28 protein-coding genes and 1 pseudogene are annotated in these 26,067 nt (G+C 36.5%); 5 read left to right on the top strand and 24 right to left on the bottom strand.

What is annotated here, in order from left to right:
* Nucleotides 1-32 precede the first annotated feature (32 nt).
* Nucleotides 33-191 carry a YfhD family protein gene (locus tag FC748_RS00890; protein ID WP_105928897.1) on the top strand — a complete coding sequence of 53 codons (159 nt, stop codon included), beginning with the start codon at nucleotides 33-35 and terminating at the stop codon, nucleotides 189-191.
* A 12-nt stretch (nucleotides 192-203) separates the two neighbouring features.
* Nucleotides 204-395, top strand: a complete 192-nt coding sequence (locus FC748_RS00885) for an H-type small acid-soluble spore protein (RefSeq protein ID WP_024363847.1) — start codon at nucleotides 204-206, stop codon at nucleotides 393-395.
* A 104-nt stretch (nucleotides 396-499) separates the two neighbouring features.
* Here the strand turns inward: FC748_RS00885 and FC748_RS00880 are convergent, their stop codons facing one another.
* Together FC748_RS00880 and FC748_RS00875 are read right to left on the bottom strand one after the other, a co-directional pair.
* A complete protein-coding gene (locus FC748_RS00880) occupies nucleotides 500-2,659 on the bottom strand; it encodes a bifunctional diguanylate cyclase/phosphodiesterase (protein ID WP_238600145.1) in 2,160 nt (719 codons plus the stop codon).
* Nucleotides 2,660-2,871: 212 nt separating this feature from the next.
* On the bottom strand, nucleotides 2,872-3,396 hold the full coding sequence (locus tag FC748_RS00875; protein WP_238600146.1) for a sigma-70 family RNA polymerase sigma factor: 525 nt from the start codon (nucleotides 3,394-3,396) through the stop codon (nucleotides 2,872-2,874).
* A 236-nt stretch (nucleotides 3,397-3,632) separates the two neighbouring features.
* Between FC748_RS00875 and sspI the strand changes: the two genes are divergently transcribed.
* Entirely contained in the window at nucleotides 3,633-3,842 is a 210-nt protein-coding gene (sspI, locus tag FC748_RS00870; RefSeq protein ID WP_024363844.1) for a small acid-soluble spore protein SspI, read from the top strand.
* 77 nt (nucleotides 3,843-3,919) lie between these two features.
* Nucleotides 3,920-5,299 (top strand): FAD-binding oxidoreductase, encoded by a 1,380-nt coding sequence (locus tag FC748_RS00865; protein WP_108029939.1) that lies wholly within the window; start codon nucleotides 3,920-3,922, stop codon nucleotides 5,297-5,299.
* A 218-nt stretch (nucleotides 5,300-5,517) separates the two neighbouring features.
* On the opposite strand, the gene FC748_RS00860 is transcribed toward FC748_RS00865, so the two are convergent.
* The 17 genes and pseudogenes from FC748_RS00860 to FC748_RS00785 all read right to left on the bottom strand — a co-directional run bounded on the left by FC748_RS00860 (nucleotide 5,518) and on the right by FC748_RS00785 (nucleotide 21,076).
* Nucleotides 5,518-6,030: a GNAT family N-acetyltransferase gene (locus FC748_RS00860; RefSeq protein WP_024363842.1), complete on the bottom strand. Its 513-nt coding sequence runs from the start codon at nucleotides 6,028-6,030 to the stop codon at nucleotides 5,518-5,520.
* Between the two features lie 81 nt (nucleotides 6,031-6,111).
* Nucleotides 6,112-6,819: an amino acid ABC transporter permease gene (locus tag FC748_RS00855; protein ID WP_108029940.1), complete on the bottom strand. Its 708-nt coding sequence runs from the start codon at nucleotides 6,817-6,819 to the stop codon at nucleotides 6,112-6,114.
* A gap of 11 nt (nucleotides 6,820-6,830) precedes the next feature.
* Nucleotides 6,831-7,532 carry an amino acid ABC transporter permease gene (locus tag FC748_RS00850; protein ID WP_025220288.1) on the bottom strand — a complete coding sequence of 234 codons (702 nt, stop codon included), beginning with the start codon at nucleotides 7,530-7,532 and terminating at the stop codon, nucleotides 6,831-6,833.
* A gap of 24 nt (nucleotides 7,533-7,556) precedes the next feature.
* Entirely contained in the window at nucleotides 7,557-8,381 is an 825-nt protein-coding gene (locus FC748_RS00845) for a transporter substrate-binding domain-containing protein (RefSeq protein WP_108029941.1), read from the bottom strand.
* A 16-nt stretch (nucleotides 8,382-8,397) separates the two neighbouring features.
* Entirely contained in the window at nucleotides 8,398-8,676 is a 279-nt protein-coding gene (locus FC748_RS00840; protein ID WP_108029942.1) for a glutaredoxin family protein, read from the bottom strand.
* Nucleotides 8,677-8,691: 15 nt separating this feature from the next.
* Nucleotides 8,692-9,705, bottom strand: coding sequence for an LLM class flavin-dependent oxidoreductase (locus FC748_RS00835; protein WP_108029943.1), 1,014 nt, complete (start codon nucleotides 9,703-9,705; stop codon nucleotides 8,692-8,694).
* Between the two features lie 47 nt (nucleotides 9,706-9,752).
* Nucleotides 9,753-11,081 (bottom strand): LLM class flavin-dependent oxidoreductase, encoded by a 1,329-nt coding sequence (locus FC748_RS00830; RefSeq protein ID WP_108029944.1) that lies wholly within the window; start codon nucleotides 11,079-11,081, stop codon nucleotides 9,753-9,755.
* A 200-nt stretch (nucleotides 11,082-11,281) separates the two neighbouring features.
* Nucleotides 11,282-12,178, bottom strand: a complete 897-nt coding sequence (locus FC748_RS00825) for a LysR family transcriptional regulator (RefSeq protein ID WP_024363835.1) — start codon at nucleotides 12,176-12,178, stop codon at nucleotides 11,282-11,284.
* 302 nt (nucleotides 12,179-12,480) lie between these two features.
* Complete coding sequence (gene argF, locus FC748_RS00820) at nucleotides 12,481-13,446, bottom strand: ornithine carbamoyltransferase (protein WP_024363834.1); 966 nt, start codon at nucleotides 13,444-13,446, stop codon at nucleotides 12,481-12,483.
* A 294-nt stretch (nucleotides 13,447-13,740) separates the two neighbouring features.
* Nucleotides 13,741-13,956 carry a helix-turn-helix domain-containing protein gene (locus FC748_RS00815; protein WP_024363833.1) on the bottom strand — a complete coding sequence of 72 codons (216 nt, stop codon included), beginning with the start codon at nucleotides 13,954-13,956 and terminating at the stop codon, nucleotides 13,741-13,743.
* 53 nt (nucleotides 13,957-14,009) lie between these two features.
* Nucleotides 14,010-14,249, bottom strand: a complete 240-nt coding sequence (locus FC748_RS22525) for a DUF2975 domain-containing protein (RefSeq protein ID WP_024363832.1) — start codon at nucleotides 14,247-14,249, stop codon at nucleotides 14,010-14,012.
* 41 nt (nucleotides 14,250-14,290) lie between these two features.
* Nucleotides 14,291-14,773 (bottom strand): DUF2975 domain-containing protein, encoded by a 483-nt coding sequence (locus tag FC748_RS00810; RefSeq protein WP_024363831.1) that lies wholly within the window; start codon nucleotides 14,771-14,773, stop codon nucleotides 14,291-14,293.
* Nucleotides 14,774-15,045: 272 nt separating this feature from the next.
* Complete coding sequence (locus tag FC748_RS00805) at nucleotides 15,046-15,753, bottom strand: zinc ribbon domain-containing protein (RefSeq protein WP_108029945.1); 708 nt, start codon at nucleotides 15,751-15,753, stop codon at nucleotides 15,046-15,048.
* A 599-nt stretch (nucleotides 15,754-16,352) separates the two neighbouring features.
* Nucleotides 16,353-16,511, bottom strand: a pseudogene (locus FC748_RS00800) (peptidase M28); the annotation flags it as partial.
* Nucleotides 16,512-16,652: 141 nt separating this feature from the next.
* The gene (locus FC748_RS00795) at nucleotides 16,653-19,151 is read right to left on the bottom strand and encodes an HD domain-containing protein (protein ID WP_167492613.1); all 2,499 of its coding nucleotides are present in this window, start codon (nucleotides 19,149-19,151) and stop codon (nucleotides 16,653-16,655) included.
* 242 nt (nucleotides 19,152-19,393) lie between these two features.
* On the bottom strand, nucleotides 19,394-20,482 hold the full coding sequence (locus FC748_RS00790; RefSeq protein ID WP_108029947.1) for a M42 family metallopeptidase: 1,089 nt from the start codon (nucleotides 20,480-20,482) through the stop codon (nucleotides 19,394-19,396).
* A gap of 108 nt (nucleotides 20,483-20,590) precedes the next feature.
* Nucleotides 20,591-21,076, bottom strand: a complete 486-nt coding sequence (locus FC748_RS00785; protein ID WP_108029948.1) for a dUTP diphosphatase — start codon at nucleotides 21,074-21,076, stop codon at nucleotides 20,591-20,593.
* A 104-nt stretch (nucleotides 21,077-21,180) separates the two neighbouring features.
* On the opposite strand from FC748_RS00785, the gene FC748_RS00780 reads away from it, so the two are divergent.
* Nucleotides 21,181-21,576 carry a hypothetical protein gene (locus tag FC748_RS00780; protein ID WP_024363828.1) on the top strand — a complete coding sequence of 132 codons (396 nt, stop codon included), beginning with the start codon at nucleotides 21,181-21,183 and terminating at the stop codon, nucleotides 21,574-21,576.
* A gap of 43 nt (nucleotides 21,577-21,619) precedes the next feature.
* Here FC748_RS00780 and FC748_RS00775 read toward each other — a convergent pair whose 3' ends face one another.
* The 5 genes from FC748_RS00775 to thrS all read right to left on the bottom strand — a co-directional run bounded on the left by FC748_RS00775 (nucleotide 21,620) and on the right by thrS (nucleotide 25,708).
* Nucleotides 21,620-21,892: a DUF1294 domain-containing protein gene (locus FC748_RS00775; protein WP_024363827.1), complete on the bottom strand. Its 273-nt coding sequence runs from the start codon at nucleotides 21,890-21,892 to the stop codon at nucleotides 21,620-21,622.
* 333 nt (nucleotides 21,893-22,225) lie between these two features.
* A complete protein-coding gene (gene rplT, locus FC748_RS00770; protein WP_024363826.1) occupies nucleotides 22,226-22,585 on the bottom strand; it encodes a 50S ribosomal protein L20 in 360 nt (119 codons plus the stop codon).
* 58 nt (nucleotides 22,586-22,643) lie between these two features.
* Nucleotides 22,644-22,844, bottom strand: a complete 201-nt coding sequence (gene rpmI, locus FC748_RS00765; protein ID WP_024363825.1) for a 50S ribosomal protein L35 — start codon at nucleotides 22,842-22,844, stop codon at nucleotides 22,644-22,646.
* A 31-nt stretch (nucleotides 22,845-22,875) separates the two neighbouring features.
* Nucleotides 22,876-23,379 carry a translation initiation factor IF-3 gene (gene infC, locus FC748_RS00760; RefSeq protein WP_024363824.1) on the bottom strand — a complete coding sequence of 168 codons (504 nt, stop codon included), beginning with the start codon at nucleotides 23,377-23,379 and terminating at the stop codon, nucleotides 22,876-22,878.
* Between the two features lie 394 nt (nucleotides 23,380-23,773).
* Nucleotides 23,774-25,708: a threonine--tRNA ligase gene (gene thrS, locus FC748_RS00755; RefSeq protein ID WP_024363823.1), complete on the bottom strand. Its 1,935-nt coding sequence runs from the start codon at nucleotides 25,706-25,708 to the stop codon at nucleotides 23,774-23,776.
* Between the last annotated feature and the right edge of the window lie 359 nt (nucleotides 25,709-26,067).

Raw genomic sequence — 26,067 nt, 5'->3', positions numbered from 1 at the left:
AGAAATATCAAAACTGAAAGGAGACAGCACACATGGGAAGAGATAATAAACAAGGGAAAAGCCAAAATAAAGGCTCATTACCACAGACACCAAAAAACCAAAAAATCGCACCTGATAAAGTAAAAGAAGAGTTTTCTCAAGAATTCACAGAACTTATTAATGCTGTGACGAAAAACAAGCAAAAAAAATAAGGGGGTATTCAATTGGAGTATCAACGCGCACAAGAAATTGTTGCCTCTCCATCGGAATATGAAGTGAGCTACAATGGCGTTTCGATATGGATTGACAAGCTACATGATGATCGCAAAACAGCCACTGTTCATTTACGACGCTCGCTAGAAGAACGCTCTGAAGTCAATATTTCAGAACTGAAAGAAGAATACCTCGTTCATTAAAAAAATAAGGACTCCCCAAAAATCCGCATTGTACTTAATTAGATGCAACCTTGTTGCAGCCTAATTAAGTCAAAGCGGATTTACCATTTTCATTTACTATCTTTTTAAATGCTGTATTCTTCCCCGTATTTAAAACGCTCTAAAATATCATTTGCATGCATATGTAAGTCATTAAACGTTGTTGCAAGCTGTTCAGCTGAAATAGGCTTACTAAATAAATAACCTTGTATATAATCGCAATCCCCTGCAACAAGGAAAGCAAGTTGTGCAATTTCCTCTATCCCCTCAGCGACAACTTTTAAACGTAAATGCTTTGCCATTGAAAGGATCATGGATACAAGCGCTTCATCATTTGGGTCATGTTGAATATTATGTACGAAAGCACGATCAATTTTTAAACAGTCGATTGGAAAATCTTTTAAATACGACAAAGACGAGTAACCTGTCCCAAAATCATCGACAGCTATTTGAATCCCTAGTGCTTTTAATTCATGTAAAAGCTGCGTCATTTGATCAATATTCATTGTCATACTTTCTGTAATTTCCAATTGAAGATAGCTTGGTTCCAACTTACTTCGTTGTAAAATCTCTCTCACCATTTGTACTAAATCTTGCTGAAATAATTGGCCAAGAGATAAATTAACCGCAACTTTCATTGGCGGCAAACCTTGCGCTTCCCATGCTTTTACTTGCAAGCATGCTGTTTCAAGAATCCATTTTCCCAGAGGAATAATAAGCCCTGACTCTTCTGCTATCTCGATAAACGTATCAGGTGGGACAAGTCCACGCTCTGGGTGACGCCAGCGCACTAGCGCCTCGACTGATTCTATTTTTCCTGTTTTCAAGTTAATTTGTGGCTGATAAACCAAATAAAACTCCTGTCGCTCGAGCGCCCTATGTAACTCCTGCTCTAATAAAATACGATCTGCCACACCGGTTGACATATGCTGTTGGTAAAAAAGAAGTCGTTGCGGTAATTGACTCGCTTCACGCATCGCTAGCTGTGCATGCGTCAATAATTGTTCAGCCGTACAATTGGCGTCATTGAATGCAATGCCAATATTGACATTGCCTTTTAATGAAAAAAGTTGTACTTGCAGCGGCTGATTCATAACGTTTTTTAAATTCAAACAAAACTGGATCAATTCTTCTTTTGTTTGTACATGATGAATAAAAATGACAAACTGGCTCTCCCGTAACTTTGTGGCAAAATAATGGGGTGGTAGCATCGCTTGAATTCTTTCAGCTACAAGTTTCATCATCTTATTGGAATAACTAATGCCTAAGGAGTCACTAATAGTTGCTAGACGATCAATTTCAATGGAGATAATGGCCTGTTGTTGCCTACCATCCTTATGTAGCTTCTCCTTTAATGTTTTTAAAAGAAGACGCTCATTCGGAAGTTGGGTAATATCATCATGATAAGCTTGAAAAGTTAGCTCCTGTTGCGATTGTTCCAAGTCTAGCTTAATTTTTAATAGCTGTTGATAGGGCTTTTCAACTGACGTATAGTAAATTGCCTTTAGAAAAATATAATACGCAAAAAATTGATAAAAGAGTGCAGCGAACATCCAAATACCACTGAAGTTATAGCTACAAACAAATAACAAATCACTCAAAATCAAATAAGCAGACCCACTCATTAGCCATCCAGTTTGTTTTGGTGCCTCCTTATAATGATTGCTTAAAAAATAGATTGAAACACCTTGTAAAACCGCAGTCAATAATTGCGCACTATTTTGTATTGTTGTCACTAATGGACTATCATCAATAAAAGGCTGTGCCTTATACAACATGATGAGTACCATTGCAACAGATAAAACCGCAATGCCATAAGCAATCCTACGATGTGCCAACGTTAACTTTTTTCTAGGCTTTACAAGCATTAGTAATACACCAATTACTAAAGCAAAGCGCATGAAAATCTGTATCCAAACGCTTAGTAACATTAAGTCTAGGCTTTGAGAAACTGCTAAGACAATGTTCGCAATTTCTAACAAAGCAACAACAAAAAATATACTACCTATGTATAATGTTTGATTTGATAATAGCTGTGAAAAGATTAACCATGAATGAATAGCAATGGTCATAGTAAATACAACGATAAAAATTTTCATGATTAAACTTAAATAAACAAAGCTACCTTCAAAAATAGCAAAAAGCTGATGGTTAAAAACGATTAGTGGTAGTAATAGTAGCAACGGTATCGCACTAAATCCAAGCTCCTTTTTGTCTATAACTATATTATTACGCGCGTTTTCCAATACTAACCCTCCATACCAAGTTATACTCATTTTAAATAGACGGGTATATATACCCATTAATTCATAGCAAAGACATTGAAATTGTATATATCTTAGACTTCTTACAAATCATAGCACTTTTATTAGACTTTGTATGCATCAAGCAAAAGTATGCTAATATTCAATTTATTTTGATATTAGCATACTTTTACTATCTTTTTGTAGTAATTTCTTTATCGACGGTAGAGACTACGGAGCTTATATATCAGTCTTGTACGTCTCTTTTTGACTGCAGCAACAGACAGAGATAGTTCTTTAGCTATTTCATCATACGTATAGCCTTCTAGGTAATAAAGTTGCAGTATCTTTCGGTCTACCTCTTTTAAATTACCCATGATTGTATCTACTAATAAACAAGCCTCTAGTCGGTTAATCTGTTCCTGCTGACATCTTATACTGTTTAATTTGTCGTCAGCTACAAATGTCACGTTGTCTTGGAATTGTTTATTCTTTGTCAGTTCTTTCAAAATTTCCCCTTTAACAGTTGAATAAATATATGCAGAAAACTGCCCGTTCGATGGATTGGCCTTTTGATAAGCTTTCCACACAGCAATTGCTGCAATATGGCGATAATACGCAAAGTCTTTGTAAATATGGCACTTTAATAAAATAGAAGTAATCATCGGTTGGACTAATTCTAATATTTCCTCAAATGGCTGTTGTGGCGAAAGAAGTTGTTTGTGCTTGTCTTGTGACACTATTACTTTCCTAACGACTTGTGCACAGTCCATTATTCCTAGGTGATACTAGCTTAACGTGCGGCTACCAAATCGTCGACAAACGCTTTTATAAAAAATCATCAACGAAACTTTTAAAAAATCGCCTTAATTTAGCACAAATAATAAGAAGTATTTAAACAAATCATATGTTTTACCTTCATTTAATACATATTTCTTTTTTCGCTGGACACATTATGACTAAGGAGGCGAAATAGATGAATTTTCAAATAAGAGATGCCATTTCAGCAAACGTACATGGGCAATCCGCAGCAGAATTTAAGGATATAGTGCAAGATGCTATTTCACGTGGTGAGGAGCATCTACTACCTGGGCTTGGTGTATTTTTCGAAAAATGGTGGCAACAATCAACTGCTGAAGAACAAGATGCATTCGTTCAAAAGCTTGAAAAAGTATTTGCACACTGATTTTTTATGAACACTTCATTCCAATTCCACTAATCGCATGATAAATTAGATTTATCAGAAAGTTTGGAGGGATTGGAATGACTGTTGCAATAGAGCTACTAGTAAATCAACTTAGAGAGGTATTATCGGATGAGCAAGTGTCGACAAACGACACAGTACGAGAACTACATGGCAAAGACGAATCTCATCATGCGATGAATTTACCTGATATCGTCGTCTTCCCACGTTCTACAGGAGACGTAAGTGCCATCATGAAAATCGCACATGCTAATCTTATACCCGTTGTCCCATTTGGTGTTGGCTCAAGTTTAGAAGGCAATTCTATTCCGATTGAAAAAGGGATATCTATCGATTTTTCTGAAATGAATGCAATTTTAGAGATTCGTCCAGAAGATTTATTAGTGAAAGTGCAACCAGGTGTGACACGTGCACAATTAAATAAAGAACTTAAAAAACATGGGCTACAATTTACGGTAGATCCTGGAGCAGATGCGACACTTGGTGGTATGGCTGCAACAAACGCCAGCGGTACGACAGCAGTTCGTTACGGTGTAATGCGCGACCAAGTACGGGATTTAGAAGTAGTACTTGCTGACGGAACTGTCATTCATACGGGCAACTTAGCAGCGAAATCTTCTTCTGGCTATCATTTGAACGGTTTATTTGTTGGTTCAGAAGGTACGTTAGGATGCTTTACAGAGCTGACATTGCAAGTTTACGGTATTCCAGAATTCGTGACTGCTGGCCGTGCTGTCTTTGAAACAGTGGGCGATGCTGTCAGTGCAGTAGCCGCATTATTGCAGGCTGGCATCTCCGTTGGTCGCGTTGAACTAGTCGATGAAGCTTCTATTACACAAGTGAATATTTATAATGAAACAACGTATGATGAAAAACCTACGCTATTTTTAGAATTCCACGGCAACGATGCAGGTATGCGTGCAGATATTGAATTTGCTACAGAAATCTTTGAGGATTTCGGCTGTAAGAGTGTCCAATTTGAACAAGACAATGCAGCACGCAATAAGCTGTGGGAGGCACGTCATTCTTTAGCCTATGCATATATTCATGCGTACCCTGGTAAAAAACTAATGTCAACTGACGTCTGTGTACCGATTTCAAAATTGGCAGAAACGATACTCTATGCACGCGAACAATTAAATACTGTCGGTCTAGTAGGAGGCATTGTCGGACATGTCGGAGACGGCAATTTCCATGCTCTATTAATGTTAGACCCAACGAATGCGCAGGAACAGGCTCAAGCTGACCGTTTTAACGAACATATTGTACAGTATGCATTGCTTCGCGGTGGAACTTGTACAGGAGAACATGGTGTAGGGATTGGGAAGATGAAATATCAATCAATGGAGCACGGTGCCTCATTACTTGTTATGAAAAGCATTAAGGCAGCACTTGACCCACATAATATTATGAATCCAGGAAAAATTTTCAACTTGTAGTAGCGATATATTTTCACTTTCATTAATTGAGAAAAAACACGACCCCTCCAACTAAGGAGAAGGTCGTGTTTTGAACATGATTAAAGGTGACAGGCACTTATGTCACGCTCTGTTCAAGTGCACGTGGAACCATTGTTTCGATGAGATAATCTTCTTCATAAATGATTTTTTTGAAACATCTAACAACACCCGCTGGTTACTTTTCAGCGGGTTATTCGTTACAAATCATAGCGGAAGCTTTTCACCAAGATATCGCCTTTATAAAACTCTTTTGACTCGTCTCGGACAAAACCGAGTGATAAATAGAGGTTGATCGCAACTTGCATAATATCACCAGAATGTAAATAGAGAGATTGATCCTGACGCTTGCGAGCAAAGGCAAAACTTTCTTGTAATAATTTTTTAGCCACACCTTGCCCCCTCCCTTTCGGATGAACTGCTAATAAGCGTACAATCGTTGACTCAATACCAAGTTCAGGAAGACCGTATGCTTTTTCAGCATTTGTAAATAGTTGCAAGCCTCCTACAATTTCCTGCTCACGCTTTGCAACTAATATTGTCTCTGCATTTGGATTGCCAACAGACGACCGAATATCTTGTAAATATTGAGCCCAATGCGCTGGGTCTTTGTAATCTTTCTCATACTGCGCATAACTGTCCACTAGCACTTCCAAATAAGCTGGATAATCTTCTTGTCGTAAATGTTCAATAACAATTTGTGCTACTGTCATAAACAACACTCCTTTCACTTCTTTTTCGATTGAAAACTGGATAAGCACTCAGGCGTTGAACAGCGTTCTTATTGCACACAACTAGATGCCTCCCTTACTATAAGCCGTCACCCTCTTTTCGATTTGGTGAGCAAACCATTCCACAACAATTGAAACACCCCAATAGATTAAACCGACTGCTATAAATGCCTCTAAAAACTTTAAATTAACTGAAGCCACGATATTCGCTGCGCCTGTTAACTCTTTAATTGAGACAAAAAATGCCAAAGAGGTCGCATGCAAAAATCCAATAAAGACATTTGTAAAATTCGGTATGGATTGACTAAATGCTTGAGGTAATATCAAACGTCGCATTGCCTGCGAAAAGGTTAGCCCAACAGCATACGCCGCTTCTAATTGCCCTTGTGGCACACCTAAAATACCGGATCGTATAATTTCTGATGCATAAGCCCCTGCACTTAACGTCAACGCTAGTAAGACCAAAAATAAAATTGGAATCGTATTTGACTGAAAATCCAAACTCAATGCTTGTGCCATTGCATCTACAACAATTGGTATTCCAAAGTAAATAAGCATAATATGCATAATAATCGGTGTGCCTCTGAAAAAAGAAACGTAAAAATTTAATAACGGTGCTAGTATTTTTAGTTGTTTTATGCGAACAAAGGCGACGATGATGCCAATTAAAATACCTAAACAAACAGGTGTGAATGTCATAAACAAAGTTAAAGGCAACACCTTAAAAATTTCCTGTAAAGCGTGCCCTATAAATGCTACATCGATAGTCATTTTCTTTCCCCCTAGCTCATCGCTACTTCTTTCATATAACGGTTGAGATAGCGTTCATTACGTTTCAATACCTTTTCCGCGAACAGCACAATCACATAATAAACGACTGATAGTGCCAAATAGATTTCTAATGCTCTTGTAGTCGAAGCAATCAGCGTTTCTCCTCGACCGACCATATCCATAACACCAATTGAAAATGCCAATGACGTATCCTTTAACGAGCTAACCATTGTATTCGCCATATTTGGAAAGGCGATACGTAGCGCCTGTGGCAAAATAATACGTAAAAATGCTTGCGCTCGATTTAAGCCGACAGCGTAAGCCGCTTCTAATTGCCCACGGTCAATCGTTAAAATAGCAGCTCTAAAAATTTCTGCAAACGATGCAGCATTACTGAATGTATACGTTATGATGACAAAATAGATAGCATCCATTCTTGTTACATCAATATGAATCATCTTTAATAGAGCAGGTACACCGTAAAACACTAAAAACAACTGAATTAAAATAGGTGTGCCACGAATAAATGAAATATAAATCGTAACCATTTGTTTTAAAATTGGAATTTGTAATAGCTTTGGTATGGCAGCTACGAAGCCAAACAATATGCCAAAAACAATTGAAAAAAATAATATCTCCAGTGTTACGGGTAAATATTGAAGCAATATCGGAAGTACATTCGCTATTAGCATCCAGTCAAAATCATTGCCCATACTTCCCTCATCCTCTCTTATGCGTTAGAAATCTACAGTATAGTCATCACCTAACCACTTTTTACTAAGCTCGCTAATTACCCCTTCTGTTTTAAGCTCTCTAATCGCCTCATCAATACGCTCCTGTAAAGGTACTTCATCTTTGTTTAGTAAAAAGTAAACTTTCGAGTTTAATAGTGCGTCACCCACTACTTTTTGTTGAGCTTCATTGCTTTCGTTATAGTACTTCACTGCAAATGGTGTTGTAATAATTGCATCAAGACGGCCTGTCGCAAGTTGATTATTAACATCCACTGATCCAGAGGAGTACACAATATTTGCCCCTAAATTATGCTCTTTATTATATTTTTCAATAAAAACAGCAGAGTTGCTCGTTGGCGACACACTTACATTTTTGCCTGTTAAATCCGCAATCGATTGGATGTCATTATTTTTCTCATTGACCGTTACTTGTAATGGAAATACATTATATGGCTCCTTGTTAAATAGAAATTTTTCCTCCCGTTCACTATTGACCTCCATCTGATGTGCGATTAAATCAATTTTCCCTGTTTCTAAACTTAGTAATAAGTTTGAAAATTCCATTGTTTTAAATTCAAAATTATACTCCGGTAGCTTTTTATCAATCGCTCTTACAAGCTCAACATCGTAGCCTGTTAAATTCCCCTTATCATCAAGGAAGCAAATATTAGGAAATTGCGTACCTGTTCCAACCAGTATTGTTTGAACGTTATTTTTACCTTGTGCTTTCGCATCTTTACTACTATCTATTTGTGATTTTTCTGTACTTGAGCAAGCCGTTAACAATAACATAAGTACACATGTTAAATAAAACGTTAATTTCCTCATCGTATCACTCCCTTTCTTAAACTTGCGATGGTAGATGAATAGCAAGTGCTGTCTTAATAGGTTCAAGTCCAAGTTCTGTAACGGCTTTGTACACTCCATCCTCACTTGATCCAATTTCTACTACTGGCACATAGCGTACGCCATACTTTGTATCAAGAATGTCACGAAAAGCATCGTTATGTGTAACATCAACTGTTCTATAGGCAATTCCTTGCCCTTGTAAATAGGCTTTAACTTCATCACAATAGCTACAACCTTGCTTTGACCATACAACTACATCGATTTTTTTTGCCATGTTTAATAATCCTCCTTAACTTACTGTTTCATGTTGTTGTAAATGTAAATTTACTGGACTTAATAGTTCAAATGATCGCTGTCGTTCAAATGCCTTTAAAATCGGTGTATGCAAAATAAACTCATCAATTTGATATTGCTTGTAAAAGACATCCAATGTGGCTTTTATCTCTTCAGGCGTACCGTATAAAATATCAGCATCATACTGCTGTACAGTGAACGCTTCTCCTGATTCCTGCCCAAATTTTTCTGCTAATTCCACCGATTGTAGTGTCAAACTACGCCCACTTGCCAAATGTACTTTCGTAATTTTTTGTTCTCCTACTAATGCCTGTGCCTCCTCTTTTGTTGGGGCGGCAAAGGCGGCAATTGATACTGCAAAATGACCATTTGGGAAATGCGTGCGATAGGTCTTAGCCGCTTCCTGTAAAATTGCCGGATCACTATTGATAAAGCGTGCAAAGACAAAGGCAATGCCAAGCTTACCTGCAAGAGCTGCACTTTGAGGGCTTGCACCAAGTAAAAATAACGATGGTTTTACTTTAGGAATAGGTGTTGCCTGAACATCTTTTAGTTCATGCTCTGATGGTAGCGCGTTGTCCATTAATTGCTGTAAAAACGTTAGTCTTTCCTCAAAGTCCTCCCCATTGTTCAGCGTGCCAAATTGCAATGCCTTTGTAGACAATGGTAGACCTCCTGGTGCTTTTCCAATGCCCAAATCTACTCTCCCTGGTTCTAACGTTGCGAGCACATGGAAATTTTCTGCCACTTTGTATGGGCTATAATGTTGTAACATAACCCCGCCTGAGCCAATACGAATTGAGGTCGTTTTTGCAAGTAAATACGATACTAAAACTTCTGGTGAAGTGCCTGCTAATGTATCGGTATTATGATGTTCTGACACCCAAAAACGCGTATATCCTAACTGCTCAGCTCTTTGTGCTAAAGCGACTGTATTTTGCAATGCTTGCTCGTTTGTCGCATTGTCGATAATTGGGCTTTGGTCTAAAATGCCTAAAGAATAACTCATACAATACCTCCCCGAAATATATTTATTCAAATAAGTTTACTTGGTTTTTAAACAGACTGTGTGACATAACGGCTTTCTTTATATGGTAATCCTAAATTACCTCGCAATGTATCTGCCTCATATTGCTCTCTGTATAGACCTCGTGACTGCAAGATGGGTACAACTTTATCGACAAAATCATCAAGTGCATCAGGCACTGTTACAGCTACAATAAAGCCATCCGCTGCTTCTTTTTCAAACCATTCCTGTACTAAATCAGCAATGTGTTCAGCAGTACCAAAAAATGTCGTTTTCGGTGTAGCTTCACGTAATGCTACTTGACGAAGTGTGAGCCCTTCTTCTTTAGCATAGGTTTTAATATAATCTGTCGTGCTACGGAAGCTATTTGCTCCAATGTCACCTAGCTCTGGGAATAATGCATCCACATCATACTGAGTAAAATCATGATGATCAAAATAACGACCAAGATAGGCAAGTGCACGTTCAATGGAAACAAGCTCTACTATTTCCTGATACTTTGCCTCGGCTTCTTCGATTGTGTCCCCGATAATAGGTGATATTCCTGGGAAAATCTTCACTTCATCAGGATTTCGTCCAACTTCTGCAACCGCCGTTTTTACTTTTTTATAAAACTTCTGTGCTTCTTCGAGTGATGCACCATGCGTAAATATGGCATCCGCATCCTTTGCGGCTAAGCGGATACCTGCATCCGAGGACCCTGCTTGGAAAATAACAGGTTGCCCTTGTTTTGAGCGCGCAATATTGAGCGGGCCTTGTATCGAAAAGTATTTCCCCTTATGTTGTAAGGTGTGTAGCTTTGCTGGATCAAAAAACACGTCATTTTCCACATCTGCTATAAAAGCATCATCATCCCATGAGTCCCAAAGTCCCTTTGTCACCTCTAAGTATTCCTCAGCAATTTGGTAACGTTCCGCATGGCTAGGATGCTGGTCAATCGTTTTATTATAATTTAACGCCGTGCTCTCTAATGGCGTCGTCACCACATTCCAACCTGCTCGCCCATTGCTAATATGATCGAGTGATGCCAATTGTCGTGCTACCGTAAATGGTTCACTATATGAAGTGGATACCGTTCCTACAAGTCCGATGTGATTTGTTGAAACTGCTAGTGCCGATAATAACGTTAACGGCTCAAAACGATTTAAAAAATGAGGGATTGACTTTTCATTAATAAATAAACCATCTGCAATAAAAGCTACATCAAACTTCCCTTGTTCCGCCTTCTGTGCTTGTTGTATATAAAACGGCAAGCTAACACTTTGATTGCTTGCTACTTTTGGGTGTCGCCAGCTTGAAATATTGCCACCTACACCATGAATAATCGCCCCAAATCGAATTTTATCCTGTCTCACCATACCTGTTCTCCTCCTTAAAAATTTTTATTTTACTAAACTTAGTGGTTAAGTATGTTTTGAGTTAAAAAATAATATTTCACTTATGCTGTCAAGCAGACATGCATAAATAAAATAGGATTGAGGAAGATATTACCGTTCATTAAACGATTATGCAATAGGTCTTATAATAGAAAAAATTTTTTGAGCTATAAATTTTTTTATCATGAAAATGTTTGGGTATTTTCAAACTGAATAGCTGTATTTAGAATATTGTCCCAAAAAGCAGGTTCCAGTGTATCTTTCTTCAAATAAGTTAAAAAAATATGCTGGTTCATATCGAGTAAATGCTTCACATCAATCTCAACAAACTCGCCGCTTTCAAGCTCGTTTTTCACACATAGATGTGGCAAAAAGCTCATATAACCTTTCGTTCGAATAAATGCCTTCGCTACTTCTAAATGGTCTGTTCGCACTTCAATATTTGCCGATACGCCTTCTACCTCGAACATTTTATGGACATAGTTCCAATCAAATGCGCCACATTCAAAAAACACCATTTTTTGCTGCGCTAATTCTTTTGCCTTTAAAACGACTCCTTGTGTCAAAGTATGGTCTCGATGCATAACGAGCTTTACTGCATTGCTTAATAACAACTCATTGCATACTCCTTGTCGATGCACATATTGCATAAACCCTATATCAATTTGGTGACTCTGTAATTTTTCTAACAGGATTGTTGTAGGACCTGTGATGATTTGAAAGCGCATGTGAGGAAAGCTTTCCTTCCATTTAGGTAAGGCATATGCCAAAAAATATTGGGCTGTCACACCGTTCGTGCCAATACATACTTCATTTATTGTTTGCGTTTCCTGCAATTGCTTTTTCCCTTGCTGAAATGTTTGCACAATCTGTGTGGCAAATGGTAAAAAATCTTTTCCTTTCTCTGATAAAATGACACTTCTTGCATCACGATAAAATAATTCAACGTTTAACTCACGTTCCAATGATTTGATACGAGCTGTAACTGTTGGCTGTGATAAAAACAATGCATTGGCAGCCTTATGAATGCTTTTATAATGGACAACATATAAAAATGCCTCGATATGATCAATGTTCAAATAAAGCCCTCCTAAAATTTCGTATTGTTCCTATTATATAGATATCCATCAATTTTCTCTATAACTGATTGGAAAACTATGTTATTATCAATAACCATTTGAATAAAAAAAAAGCAACCCAGCGTCTCCCAGGTTACTTTCACTATGTAGCGATGAGGTCATCCATCTTGACAACGTACATCGCGCGCAGCTACATCCCTCTGTCTGTATGCCGCTTTATGTTATTCACAGATGACACCCACTGTTGTCAATGTGAACTCTCTATATAGCAACTCTCCATAAGAAAGTCATCTAGCCTAACGTTAAGCCATAATAGAAGCTAGAACAGCTTTTTGAGCATGAAGCCTATTTTCTGCTTGCTCAAAGATGTAAGAATTAGGGCCATCTATAACTGATGTTGCCACTTCTTCTTCGCGATGAGCTGGTAAGCAATGTAAGAACATATAGTCTGGCTTTGCATGTGCAACAAGTTCATCGTTGATTTGATAACCAGCAAAATCTTGTAAACGTTTTGCAGCTTCCTCTTCTTGCCCCATTGATGTCCAAACATCTGCGTATACCACATCTGCATCTTGGACTGCTGTTACAGGATCATTTGTAATCGTAATGGTACTACCGTTTTTCTCTGCAATCTTTTGTGCTTTTGCGATAACTTCCGCATCGCATTCATAGCCAACAGGCGTTGCAACAGCTACATGCATCCCTACATGTGCAGAAGCAACTACTAATGAGTGTGCTACATTGTTGCCATCTCCAACATAGGCAATTTTAAGACCTTGTAATTCACCTTTATTTTCAAAGATTGTTTCTAAATCTGCTAATGCCTGACAAGGATGATAAATATCCGTTAAACCATTAATAACAGGAATCGTAGCATGCTCGGCTAGTTCTTTAACCATTGCATGAGAGTTTGCACGAATCATAATGCCATCTAAATAACCTGATAACACATGTGCAGTATCATAAATTGATTCACCGCGTCCAATCTGCAAATCACGCGCATGCATAAACATACCTTTACCGCCCAATTGTTCCATGCCTACTTCAAATGAAATACGAGTACGCGTTGAATGTTTTTCAAAAATCATTCCGAGTGTTTTACCTTCAAGTAATTTCGGACATTTACCTTCTTTTGTAATTATTTTTAGTTGAGACGATAGTGCAACTAACTGTTGAACTTCTTCACTTGTATAGTCTAGCAAAGTTAGTAAGTCTTTCCCTTTTAAGCTTGACACTAACTTTAACTGTACCTCTTCTAATAATTTCATAGCCTTCGCTCCTTGCTTTTGTTACTGTTGAACTTAGTATACACATGCATAAATATAAAATCAACTGAATTTTTATGTTTATTTTCAAAAATTAGAATTCATCAGTTATTTGTGACGAAAATACGTCTATTTGAATATTTATGCATACACAACGTATTGTCAGCATACTACTGCCGTAGTTACATTGATAACCATTTCATATAACCTGTTTTGTTGCCATAAAAAAAAGAGCCTACCCGAAGGCCTGCTCTGGTCACACTTATGCAGTTATTTAAAGCTATTCTAAATATTCTACTACTCTTCGGCATCACTTCGATATTCTAAAATATCGCCAGGCTGACAGTCTAACGCCTTGCAAATCGACTCTAAAGTAGTTAATCGAATTGCTTTTGCCTTTCCATTTTTTAAAATAGAAAGATTCGCCATTGTTATGCCAACCTTTTCCGAAAGCTCTGTTACGCTCATTTTTCGTTTAGCTAACATCACATCGATGTTAATAATAATCGCCATATCCTCAACCTCACACTATTCAATCATTTTCCGATTTTATGTCTACGATTTCTTTATACAAGTGTTTGGGAAAACCTCAGATTGTGATGACACTCGAATGCCAGCAGTTCCACTCTATCACCTTTAATAAAAATCGCAACAACGAGAATTCCCGCTACAACAAAAGCACTGATAACAATAGCACAGAACTTGATTACTTTTAAAGCCTTAACTGATACTTCTGAACATGTCTTGTTCCTAGCAATGTCAAGCAACAGCTTATATGCATTATTATAAAGCACTAGAAAATACATAAGTTGCTCCTGAAAAAGTTGGTAATGCTAAGTTACTTTCCTCAAACAACTAAGTCGTTTTCGGATTTAATTTCGACCGCTTCTTGTAAAAGTCGTTGAAGAACAGCAGCAAATACTGCTATCACCATAGAGGCAAATGGTACAAGCAATCCAACAAAAATCACACCTGGTGCATCGTCTTTCTCAGCAAAAAGGTAAAAAAGTGGCAAAATCAGGACATGTAAACTACTAATGATAATGGCACAATATTTAATCTTCTTTAAAGATTTTACAGAAAGTTCCGAGAAGGCTTTGTTTTGATCAATGTAGCGTAATAGTTGAAAAGCCTGATACAAAGCAAAGTAAAACGGAATGGAAGATGCATACAAAATAATCGATACGATATATTGTATTGAAGAAAACGCAGGTAATAACTTTTCTGAAAGCGTCCCTAGCTCCGGTACAAGCAAAATACACAGTGCTAAAACTGGGATAGCCATTAGTATGACCGCTATTTTTAAAAACAAAGTTGTTGCTATTTTCATAAAAACACCTCATTGGTTTATATTCAATATGATTTTAATACAATATTTATCGTATTACAATAAATAAACATTGATTTCCATTGAAATATTACCTTTCTATCCTCCGTAAGCATGCCCACTCGTATTGCTAGGGCTCGCTTTTTTCTTTTCGTAGATTATATATAGTTTGTAGATGGTACTGTTGACACTAGCTTTCATTGTATCTACTAGAACAATAAGCTTTAATACTCCCGTAAACAAAAAAACGGTCACCCATTGGCAACCGTTCATTCTTAAATATCTGCATCCTCTTCATTCTCATACTTCTCTACATATGTTTCATATTCCTCTTTAACATCCGCAGGCATTGTGATTAAAAACTCTTCAAATAATGTATTAAACTCTGAGAATAGGTCATTTGTTTTGTTATTAAACGTTAATAAAGAACCTGTTGGCGATTGTGCTTGGTTTGAAAACTCAACATAAACAGTATACATTTCTTTTAGCACATCATAAGCATCTTCATAACCCTCCGGTACATCTTGTAAATATTTCATACTTTCTTGAATTTCTGTTTGACCATCAACTAAGTCTTGTAAAAGACCTTTCTCTTCATATGTATTTTTTAAGTTTGCTAATGCGACATTAAAATCTCGTCCATCGTCAATAGCATCATCCCACTGTTCAGAATAAGAGGAAATAACCATTGCATTGCTTATTGTTTCCGTATACATGTTAAATGCGTTTACAGCCATCTCACTAACGTATTCTTGCACTCTTTTTTCTTCTTGTGTCTTTTTATAATACAAGAAAGCAATTACTCCACCAACTATTACTACTAGGCTTAGAATTAAACTAATAATTAACTTCTTCTTTGATTTTTTCTTAGTTGGCAATTCTTCATTTTTATTGTTATCTATTACTGTTGTTAAACCTTTACCACATTCTGAACAGAACTTGCTAATCTCACCATTCTCATGCCCGCATTCATTACAAAACACCTAATCACCTCAAGAATATATAGTAAAATAATCATACCACAATATTTGGATTATATATACTGTAATTTACATTATTATGGTGCATCAAGAAGCCAGAATTGAGGACAAAGGCTTGATGCAAAAATGAACTGCCTATGCTTTAGATGCTAATTGAATAGAATCTAAAACTTAGACAGCCATCGCTATATGTACATGAATCCCTCATTTAAGGTATCCGTATATGTATGCCCTTGTTAATGTGAGATTCCTCACATTGCATCTACTAATCTACTTCTGCCCCTGATAGTTGTTTAAAACTTGTACACATGCCAGTACAATTGCCGTTAATCCATATCTCCTTCATTTAATGAGGAACTCTGAAACTCCTAAAACATATGATACAACCTGCATGATCTTAATCATTCAGACCTTCCAGCCCTAACTGTTAATGGTCGCCTTATCTAAAATGCTTTTTCCTCTGATATTGGCTCTTCTTACTTTTGAGCTCGAATCGCCAAAATCTTCGCATCAATGTCAACATTTATATACTTCTTTGGTCTAGCCAACGCAAAAAGCCTCCTAACATTTTAGTTAGAAGGCTAAACTGCATTATAGCATGATTAATCAAATGTTATTTTGTTTACTGCATCGCGGTCTAATTTTTTGATCACTTCAACCATTAACTTCACAGCGTTATCGTAGTCATCACGGTGTAAAATCCCTGCGTGTGAGTGGATATAACGTGTCGCAATACCGATTGATAAAGCAGGTACACCGTTGAGCCAGCGTCATAAATGAGTGCTGCATACTCATTTTACCCCTACCAAATGCAACTATCAAACCGATTCTAACAAAAGAATGTTCATTTATCGTAAGGAACTGTATAAGAACATAGTTCAAGCTAAAGTTTGGGTTTACTTTCATAGGAAATACTTTATTTTCTCAATGTATTCTTTTTTAAGCAAGGATTTTTCATAATTATGATAACGCTTAATATAATTACTTAAAATAATCTGTTCCTGCTTATTATTTGTTTGCTCTAAAAAATGTAAATAGAGTGCTTGATTAATTGAATTACTTATTAATTTTTTATCCTCGTTTAATAATTCTTTCCTAGTTACATTTGGCATTATCTTTCTATTAAAAATATTTATTTCACTTTTAATTTTTTTACTCTGGTTATGGATAATTGCATTTGGCATATGTAGTACTATATCGCTTACATACACATTTCTAATGAACACTCTGGTTCCCATCGCCCCGCGAGATGAAGTAAGATGAAGAACCTTTTCAATACCCTCAACACTAAAAATATTTATTTTATAATCATAAAAATAAGTACCATATTCATTCTCATGATAAAAATCTTCATCAATCTCTTCAATTAACTCAAACTTTAAACCATTTACAATCTCATCCACTTCATGAAGCTTCCCTTTAAAATTGTGTACAGGTATATTAGGTGAAATTACAATATTTGTTTCAATAGAATCATACTTAGACTTATATTCTTCTTCCGCATCTATAGAAAACATTTCATTTTCAAGCTCTATTAATTCGTAAAGACCTGAAGAATCTTCTACATTCATAAAAGATACAATTTGAATTGTATCTTTTTGCAAATAATCTTTTATTGGTATAGGCTCTTTATCACACATTCTTAATGTGCTTCCATCAAAGCTATAGTTATGCTCTGCATCTAAAATCTCATCTAAATACTGAAAAAAATAGTTTTGAATTTCATTAGGCAATATAATTTCAGCATCTATGTCATCTAGATATTTAGATAATGAAATTATAGTTTGTGATTTATTTCTACCTTCATTTTGCTTTAAACTTACTCGTTTCTTATCTTCTTTATCATCTATAATAATTTCAAAATCTTTTATCAAGAAGTTCTCATAAATATATTCTATAATATCCTCTTTATCTTCAAATACATTAAAAAATTCTTGATAGTCTAAAATAATCTCAGTACCGTTAAATTGGGTATCCTCTAGTTTTCTTATCGAAACATACTCATTATCTTTATAGATATCAATTTCAGATAAATTACTATCCCTATATTCCCTTGTTCTAACTTTCACAGTTTCACTTAACATAAAACTTGCTAAAAAACCTATTCCATAGTTACCAATAGGATTATATTCATATCCACTTAATAAAAAATCATCCGACATAAAATAAGAAGCCCCTATTTCTAGAAAATAATTTTTTATTGTATATATATCCATACCTTTTCCATTATCTTTTATCTTAACAATACCATTACCCTTATCTAAAATAATATATATTCTAGGATTATATTCATCATATTCACTTTCTACGTCATTAGCTTTTATTTCTTTCAAAAGCAAACAAGCATCTATAGAGTTTTGTATCAATTCTCTTAAACCTATTTTTCTATCTCCATATAATGCTTCACCCATTAATAGGTTAATCGTGTTTTTATAATTCATTTGAAACTTTAAATCAACAATGGAATATTTTTTGGAATTAATCTTATCAATCACTTTATGATAAAAATTCAATCTATAATTTACAGCAAGTTCTTTTGTTATCTCAATTGCATTTGTCAATTCATAATTTACCCAATCAATATAACTTAAGACCTTCCTGTGTATTATAGGTTCTGAACATATACCGTAAAACTCAATATATTTTTTTCCATCTTCAGCAATTTTTATTTTATCAGTATTTTCTATAGAAAAATGCTGTTTCCATTCTTCTTTACTATATTCAGTAAGATTTATAGCGTTAAATAATCTTTGAGGAGTTCTCATACCATCAAAATCAAGTATATCCGCAATTCTTAGAACAATAGCATAAAATTGTGGTGCTAATTCATACTTGCCTATTTTATATTCATTCTGCACATTATTTTTAAGCCACAATATATCCTTTGTATGGGCTTCACACACTAATGCTACAATATCCGCAAATGATTTTTCAGGCATTTCTGGTAAAACTAACTTTTTATTCAAATTTTCTTTAATGTAATATGATGACCGCTCAGCATGAACTTTTCTAATGTACTCTTGTATCGCTTCAGTTTCATTACCATTAAATTTATTTAATAGTGCCTTATATTTAATATTATTATATTTTAAAGTCCCTAGTTTTATATTTTCTATCTCCTCATCAGAAGCTGCCATTCCAACATCGTGTAGCAAAGCAGATAATAATAAAATAGCTATTTCCAAGTCATTTAGTTCATCAATATTTGGAACTATTTTTTCCATATGTTCTATTATACGTTTGGAATGCTTAGTATCATGTTGAGTATATTTTGGAAATACATAAGCTATTCTCTGGTCTAAAAGCGATTCTATTTCTTTATAAACATTTTGAATAATACTATAAAAATCTGAATCTCTGGATTTTAATATTTTCATAAAATCATTATTTTCAATCATCATTTTCATCCTTCACATTTTTCATTTACACAAAAAGCAACTTAACAAATATCTTATTTATACTTTTACCATATTATACAAAACTTTTAACCTCAAAACCAAAATATCAAATATTTTACTACAATAATTTCATTTTCCAATGAAGATCCAATATTAATTTTACAATATAAGTGGATTATAAAAAGCCTCCTAACTTTTTAGTTAGAAGGCAAAACTACGGTATATCTATTTAGATCTTTCCATGATTAATCAAATGTTATTTTGTTTACTGCATCGCGGTCTAATTTTTTGATCACTTCAACCATTAACTTCACAGCGTTATCGTAGTCATCACGGTGTAAAATCCCTGCGTGTGAGTGGATATAACGTGTCGCGATACCGATTGATAAAGCAGGTACACCATTAGCTGTAACATGGATAGAACCAGCGTCTGTGCCGCCACCAGCCATTGCTTCAAATTGATATGGAATGTTGTTTTCATCCGCCACATCTAAAACAAATTCACGTAAACCACGGTGTGAAACCATAGATGCATCGTAGACAACAATTTGTGGACCTGCACCCATTTTACTAGTCGATTCTTTCGGTGTTACCCCTGGTGTATCCCCTGCAACACCAACATCAACAGCAAAACCGATATCTGGTTGAATTTTATGAGTTGCAGTTTTCGCACCACGAAGACCTACTTCTTCTTGTACGTTCCCTACAGAATATAGGATATTTGGATGTTTTTCATCTTTTAATGCCTTCATGACATCAATGGCAATCGCACAGCCAATACGGTTATCCCATGCTTTTGCTAATACATACTTCTCATTTTTCATTACATTGAATTCGAAATAAGGTGTTACCATGTCACCAGGACATACTCCCCATTCAAGTACTTCTTCTTTAGAAGCAGCACCCACGTCGATAAACATATCTTTAATGTCTACCACTTTGTTACGTACATCGGCTGGTAAAATATGAGGTGGTTTAGAACCGATTACCCCAATAATTTCTTCACCTTTGCGTGTTGTAATTGTCACGCGTTGCGCAAGCATTACTTGGCTCCACCAACCACCCACTGTTTGGAATTTGATGAATCCTTTATCATCGATTTGAGTGACCATAAAGCCTACTTCATCTAAATGGCCTGCTACCATAATTTTAGGGCCGTTTTCATCGCCTACTTTTTTAGCGATGACGCTCCCTAAATGATCTGTTTCTACAGTATCTGCGTATGGTGCGATGTATTTTTTCATAACTTCGCGTGGTGCACGCTCGTTACCTGCAATGCCGTTCGCATCTGTTAAATCTTTAAACATTTGCAAAGTTGAATCTAGTTGTGTCATCCTTTTGCCTCCTACATCTTGTATCACCTCTATTATACTTCGTTTACCGAAATATTCCTAGTGAGTCGTCTGAAAATTGATGTTTTTTTTACTTTTTAGTCTAGTAAATTAATAGCCACTTCGTTGGCGATTATAATTTTCTTCGTTTTTTTCAATATACGCTGACACAACATCCTCAAATGTAAAACCGAGGTTATATGCAAGTAACCCATAGCATTGCCAAATTGCTGCATAACTATGCTCTGTTGGGTGGCTTATAAATGTTAATATATAGTTTTGTGTCATTAAAAATGTCTCAGTTAAATCACGCTTCTCTTCCACAACTGGCCATTTTTCTATAGCCGTATAGCCTTTAAGTAGCCCTAGCGATAAAATAAAGTGAATTGAATCCACATACTCCTCTAAAATTACTTCGCGCGCTGATGGTCCTTTCGTACTCCAAAACTTAAAGCAACGTGTTTCATTGGCAAGCTCCGCAAGCTCAACCATTAACGCCAAGCCTTTCTCTTTAAAGACATCGTGTTCAATATTTTGTGTTTTTGCAATAAAATCATCAAGTTCTTTTTGCATCATAAATAATTGTTGTAAGTTCATTTTTTTCTCCTAAATTTCTAAAATTTTTTTGTATAAAGTGAAACTAAATGTCTCCCCCAATCGTATAGGTAGGAATAACCTTTCTTCAAGGGGGAATTTTTTAAATGTTACCATTACTTATTCGACTTGCAGTGATTGCGCTTATTATCTATGTATTCTATAAAGCGATTCGATATATAACCGATCCTAAACGAAAACTCGATGAAGCCTATGAAAAAGGCCAATATTACTTTTATGATGACGTAAAAAATGTTCGAAAGAATTTCTTTATTTCTTTTAAGGGTGCGCTATTTGAAGGTGAAAAATACTTGGGTACGACCGAAGATGCGTTTGAGGTCGTTACAATTTTCGTTGGTGCCCGCGACACTGCAACTTTACAAGGATTTACAAGGAGTGACTTCGAATATCTCCAACAAGAAATTTTATTTAACTATCCTAACGCTAAAATCAACTGGAAGCAACCCATTGAACAACTTATGCGTGACACATCCTCTTCATGAGGATGTGCCAGGCACTCACACAATTCTACTCAATTTAAGTTTTTTATAATGAGCTACTCCATAATTGCACGATTATAAAAATTTGAATTGCTGCAATCAATGGAAAGCCAAACGCAAAACTGTTATGGCGTGTTTTATGACGGAATAAATACATACCTAATACGCCACCAACAGCCCCTCCTGCAATTGCCAATGTAAACAACGTACGTTCCGCAATGCGCCACTCATGCTTTTTTGCGCGCGATTTATCCATGCCCATCATAACAAGCAATACAACTGAAACAATTGCCATATAGGCAAGTAAAGCTTGAGCCATTAAAACAACCTCCTATATAAAAAAGACTGATGAAATAACCCCACCAGTCTTCACTATACACTAATTTATTCGCACTTGTCGCTTCGCTTCAATGCCAAATATCTTTTGCCTCTGTCGCTTTGCTTTCGAGGCTGAAACCTTATTTTGCCTCTGCCTCTGCCGCTTTCGGGGCAGAAATTTATTTATATTTTGCCCCTGTCGCTTTGCTTTCGGGGCAGAAACCTTATTTTGCCCCTGTCGCTTACGCTTTCGGGGCAGAAATTATTTATATTTTGCCCCTGCCGCTTACGCTTTCGGGGCAGAAATAAAAAAGAGCGACTTAGTCGCTCTTTTTTATTTCGCTACTGCTTTTTTAGCAGCTTCTGCTAATTGTGTGAATGCTGCAGCATCTGTTACAGCTAAGTCAGCTAACATTTTACGGTTAACTTCGATACCAGCAACTTTTAAACCGTGCATTAAACGGCTGTAAGAAAGACCGTTCATGCGAGCAGCTGCGTTGATACGAGTGATCCATAATTTACGGAAATCACGTTTTTTCTGACGACGGTCACGGTATGCATATTGACCTGATTTCATTACTGCTTGGTTAGCAACTTTATATAATGTATGTTTAGAACCATAGTAACCTTTAGCTAATTTCAATACTTTTTTACGACGTTTGCGCGTCACTGTTCCGCCTTTTACGCGTGGCATATGAATTACCTCCTGCTTTTCATTAAAAAATGAATATTAGTTTATTTTGTGTAGTCAATCATTTCATGTAAACAAGTAATGATTTGATGCGTTTGAAGTCACCAGATGATACAACTTTACCTTTACGTAGGTGACGTTTTTGTTTCGTAGATTTGTTTGCGAATAAGTGGCTTCCGTAAGCACGGTCATATTTTAATTTACCTGAACCCGTTTTTTTGAAACGTTTCGCAGCTCCACGGTGAGTTTTCATTTTTGGCATGTCGAATTCCTCCTAAACTGTTCGTCTAATATTATTTCTCGTTCTTTGGTTGAAGAACTAAGAACATGCTTCGGCCTTCCATCTTCGGTTTTTGTTCAACCGTAGATACTTCAGCACAAGCTTCAGCAAAACGATCTAACACACGTTGACCAATATCTTTGTGTGTAATCGCACGACCTTTGAAACGTAGGCTGCATTTTACTTTATCGCCTTTTTCAAGGAATTTAATCGCATTACGTAGCTTCGTTTGGAAATCATGTTCATCGATTGTTGGGCTCAAGCGAACCTCTTTCATCACGATGACTTTTTGATTTTTACGAATTTCACGGTCTTTCTTTTGCTGTTCAAACTTAAATTTACCATAGTCCATGATACGAGCGACTGGCGGCTTGGCTTGAGGGGCCACAAGGACAAGATCCAAGTTTACACGAGTGGCGATTTCTAGCGCTTCGTTACGTGTCTTTACACCAAGCTGGTCACCATTGTGATCGATTAATCGAAGTTCACGTGCGCGAATGCCTTCGTTTACATACATGTCTTTGCTAATAGTAATCCACCTCCAAGTAGTTGTCGCGAATACATGGTTTGGGCAAAGCCTTGCCCGGTTGAACGGTACATCCTCTTGTCATGTCCATAAAAAAAGGACGGACATTTTTGAAGATGTCCGCCCGCTATATGTGCATGCGTAAATGTACGCAAAACAATTCAACGTGTCATACCTGTTCACAGCCTAAGCGTTGTATCAGGTGAGAAGCGGGCAGCCTCTACTTCAACCACAAACTTTGTATTCATTAACCTTAATTATATTAGCATGTACAATTTAGATTGTCAAATATTTTTACAATCTCATAGTTAGTATGTGTAATACACTTACAGTTTATACGTCATTATAGTACAAATAATTATAGATAATCAAGTACTTTATTCAATTAAAAACGTGCAACTTCCGCTTTAATATTCGCTAAGAAGTCTTCGAATGCAATTGTTTCTGAATCTTTTGAGCCGTAACGACGCACGTTTACACCGTTAGCTTCAACTTCTTTATCGCCAATAACAAGCATGTAAGGAATCTTTTTCATTTGAGCTTCACGGATTTTGTACCCTAGTTTTTCTTCACGGTCATCCATTTCAACACGTAATCCAGCTGCTGTCAACTGCTCTTCGATTTGTTTCGCATAGTCGAAGTGGGCTTCGTTTGATACTGGGATTACTTCTACTTGTACTGGTGCTAACCAAGTTGGGAATGCCCCTTTATATTCCTCAATTAAGAAGGCAACGAAACGTTCCATTGTTGACACAACACCACGGTGAATAACGACTGGACGATGTGGTTTACCATCTTCACCTACATATGTTAAGTCAAAGCGTTCTGGTAATAAGAAGTCTAATTGTACAGTTGATAACGTTTCTTCTTTACCAATGGCCGTTTTTACTTGTACGTCAAGTTTAGGGCCATAGAACGCCGCTTCACCCTCTGCTTCAAAGTAATCTAAGCCAAGCTCATCCATTGCTTCTTTTAACATGCTTTGTGCTTTTTCCCACATTGCATCGTCATCAAAGTACTTCTCTGTATCTGCCGGATCACGGTAAGACAGACGGAATGAGTAATCTTTTAAATCAAAGTCTTTGTACACTTCTAAAATTAACTGCACAACTTTTTGGAACTCTGCTTTAATTTGGTCTGGACGAACAAAGATATGTGCATCATTTAACGTCATCCCACGTACACGTTGTAACCCTGAAACAGCGCCCGACATTTCATAACGGTGCATTGTTCCAAGTTCAGCAATACGTAATGGTAAATTTCGATAAGAGTGCATGCTGTTTTTGTAAACCATCATATGGTGCGGACAGTTCATCGGACGCATAATTAATGTTTCATTATCCATTTCCATTGGTGGGAAAATGGAGTCTTGGTAATGATCCCAGTGACCAGAAGTTTGGTAAAGCTCTTTAGAACCAAGTACTGGTGTATAGACATGTTTATAACCAAGCGCTAATTCTTTGTCTACGATATAACGTTCAATCACACGACGGATTGTTGCACCATTTGGTAACCAAAGTGGTAAACCTTGACCTACTTTTTGAGAAGTAGTGAATAATTCTAATTCTTTCCCGATTTTACGGTGGTCACGTTCTTTTGCTTCTTCCAACATTTGAAGATGGTGTTTTAATTCTTCTTTTTTGAAGAAAGCTGTACCGTAAATACGTTGTAGCATTTTGTTATCAGAGTTCCCTCTCCAATAAGCACCTGCTAATGATAATAATTTGAACTCACGTAGTTTACCTGTTGATGGTACGTGAATACCGCGACATAGGTCGAAAAATTCCCCTTGGTAGTAAATAGACACTTGCTCATCAGCAGGAATCGCTTCAAGTAATTCTAATTTATATTCGTCGCCAATTTCTTCATAAATTGCTTGTGCTTCTGCACGGCTAACGTTTTTACGCTCTACTTCTAGATTTTCAGCAATAATTTTTTTCATTTCTTTTTCGATTGCTGGTAAATCTTCAGCAGTAATTGGTGTTGGTGCATCAATATCGTAGTAGAAGCCGCCTTCAATAACCGGACCAATACCAAGTTTTACTTCAGGGAATAGGCGTTTAATCGCTTGTGCTGTTAAATGGGCTGTTGAGTGACGAAGAATTTCTAATGCTGCCTCATCATCTTGTGTAATAATGGCAATTGTTGCATCTTCTTCAATTGGTGTTTTTAAGTCTACTAATTCTCCATTTACTTTCCCTGCATAAGCTTTTTTACGAAGTCCTGGGCTAATAGATAATGCCACATCATCAGTAGATGTACCTTTTGCAAATTCCTTTACAGCGCCATCTGGGAACGTTAATTTAATCATGTCTGACATTTTGTTGCACTCCTTGTTTGGTTAAATTTAGTGATGCATGATGAAGCAGCGAATCTTATGGTTAACGTAAGCTTGCACAAAAAACCCTGAAAAACAAAAAAGCCCCGTCCCTCACAAAAGGGACGAAGCGTATGCTCGTGGTTCCACCCTTCTTCCTTCCGATAAAATCATCAGACGAAGCTCAAGGCTAGCTAACGGGCTAGGGACCGGCGAAAGATATGCCCTTTCGCTGCTCAGTAGGTAGTAAATAATGTGTCCAAACTAGGAAGCTTACAGCCGATGACTTCCCTCTCTAAAAGCCGTTACACAAAATTCATGTCCTCATCATTGCATTGTGCTATATAGTATATGAGACAGTA

It is taken from the genome of Lysinibacillus sphaericus (assembly GCF_005217585.1).
Classification (GTDB): domain Bacteria; phylum Bacillota; class Bacilli; order Bacillales_A; family Planococcaceae; genus Lysinibacillus; species Lysinibacillus sphaericus.
Note: the sequence above shows the minus strand (reverse complement) of the source record. Positions and strands in the feature narration are given on the sequence as shown.

Excerpts from the sequence above, each read along its gene's own strand:
- infC (WP_024363824.1), bottom strand. The coding sequence starts at position 23,379 with ATGTATGTAAACGAAGGCATTCGCGCACGTGAACTTCGATTAATCGAT.
- rpmI (WP_024363825.1), bottom strand. The coding sequence starts at position 22,844 with ATGCCAAAAATGAAAACTCACCGTGGAGCTGCGAAACGTTTCAAAAAA.
- FC748_RS00860 (WP_024363842.1), bottom strand. The coding sequence starts at position 6,030 with ATGACAGTAGCACAAATTGTTATTGAACATTTACGACAAGAAGATTAT.
- FC748_RS00890 (WP_105928897.1), top strand. The coding sequence starts at position 33 with ATGGGAAGAGATAATAAACAAGGGAAAAGCCAAAATAAAGGCTCATTA.
- rplT (WP_024363826.1), bottom strand. The coding sequence starts at position 22,585 with ATGCCACGCGTAAAAGGCGGAACAGTGACGCGCAAACGTCGTAAAAAA.
- sspI (WP_024363844.1), top strand. The coding sequence starts at position 3,633 with ATGAATTTTCAAATAAGAGATGCCATTTCAGCAAACGTACATGGGCAA.
- FC748_RS00830 (WP_108029944.1), bottom strand. The coding sequence starts at position 11,081 with ATGGTGAGACAGGATAAAATTCGATTTGGGGCGATTATTCATGGTGTA.
- FC748_RS00810 (WP_024363831.1), bottom strand. The coding sequence starts at position 14,773 with ATGAAAATAGCAACAACTTTGTTTTTAAAAATAGCGGTCATACTAATG.
- FC748_RS00790 (WP_108029947.1), bottom strand. The coding sequence starts at position 20,482 with ATGACACAACTAGATTCAACTTTGCAAATGTTTAAAGATTTAACAGAT.
- FC748_RS00850 (WP_025220288.1), bottom strand. The coding sequence starts at position 7,532 with ATGGGCAATGATTTTGACTGGATGCTAATAGCGAATGTACTTCCGATA.
- FC748_RS00845 (WP_108029941.1), bottom strand. The coding sequence starts at position 8,381 with ATGAGGAAATTAACGTTTTATTTAACATGTGTACTTATGTTATTGTTA.
- FC748_RS00775 (WP_024363827.1), bottom strand. The coding sequence starts at position 21,892 with ATGGCTCAAGCTTTACTTGCCTATATGGCAATTGTTTCAGTTGTATTG.
- thrS (WP_024363823.1), bottom strand. The coding sequence starts at position 25,708 with ATGTCAGACATGATTAAATTAACGTTCCCAGATGGCGCTGTAAAGGAA.
- FC748_RS22525 (WP_024363832.1), bottom strand. The coding sequence starts at position 14,249 with ATGTATTTTCTAGTGCTTTATAATAATGCATATAAGCTGTTGCTTGAC.
- FC748_RS00855 (WP_108029940.1), bottom strand. The coding sequence starts at position 6,819 with ATGACTATCGATGTAGCATTTATAGGGCACGCTTTACAGGAAATTTTT.
- FC748_RS00840 (WP_108029942.1), bottom strand. The coding sequence starts at position 8,676 with ATGGCAAAAAAAATCGATGTAGTTGTATGGTCAAAGCAAGGTTGTAGC.
- FC748_RS00780 (WP_024363828.1), top strand. The coding sequence starts at position 21,181 with ATGTTACCATTACTTATTCGACTTGCAGTGATTGCGCTTATTATCTAT.
- FC748_RS00865 (WP_108029939.1), top strand. The coding sequence starts at position 3,920 with ATGACTGTTGCAATAGAGCTACTAGTAAATCAACTTAGAGAGGTATTA.
- argF (WP_024363834.1), bottom strand. The coding sequence starts at position 13,446 with ATGAAATTATTAGAAGAGGTACAGTTAAAGTTAGTGTCAAGCTTAAAA.
- FC748_RS00815 (WP_024363833.1), bottom strand. The coding sequence starts at position 13,956 with ATGGCGATTATTATTAACATCGATGTGATGTTAGCTAAACGAAAAATG.
- FC748_RS00835 (WP_108029943.1), bottom strand. The coding sequence starts at position 9,705 with ATGAGTTATTCTTTAGGCATTTTAGACCAAAGCCCAATTATCGACAAT.
- FC748_RS00795 (WP_167492613.1), bottom strand. The coding sequence starts at position 19,151 with ATGATGATTGAAAATAATGATTTTATGAAAATATTAAAATCCAGAGAT.
- FC748_RS00785 (WP_108029948.1), bottom strand. The coding sequence starts at position 21,076 with ATGAACTTACAACAATTATTTATGATGCAAAAAGAACTTGATGATTTT.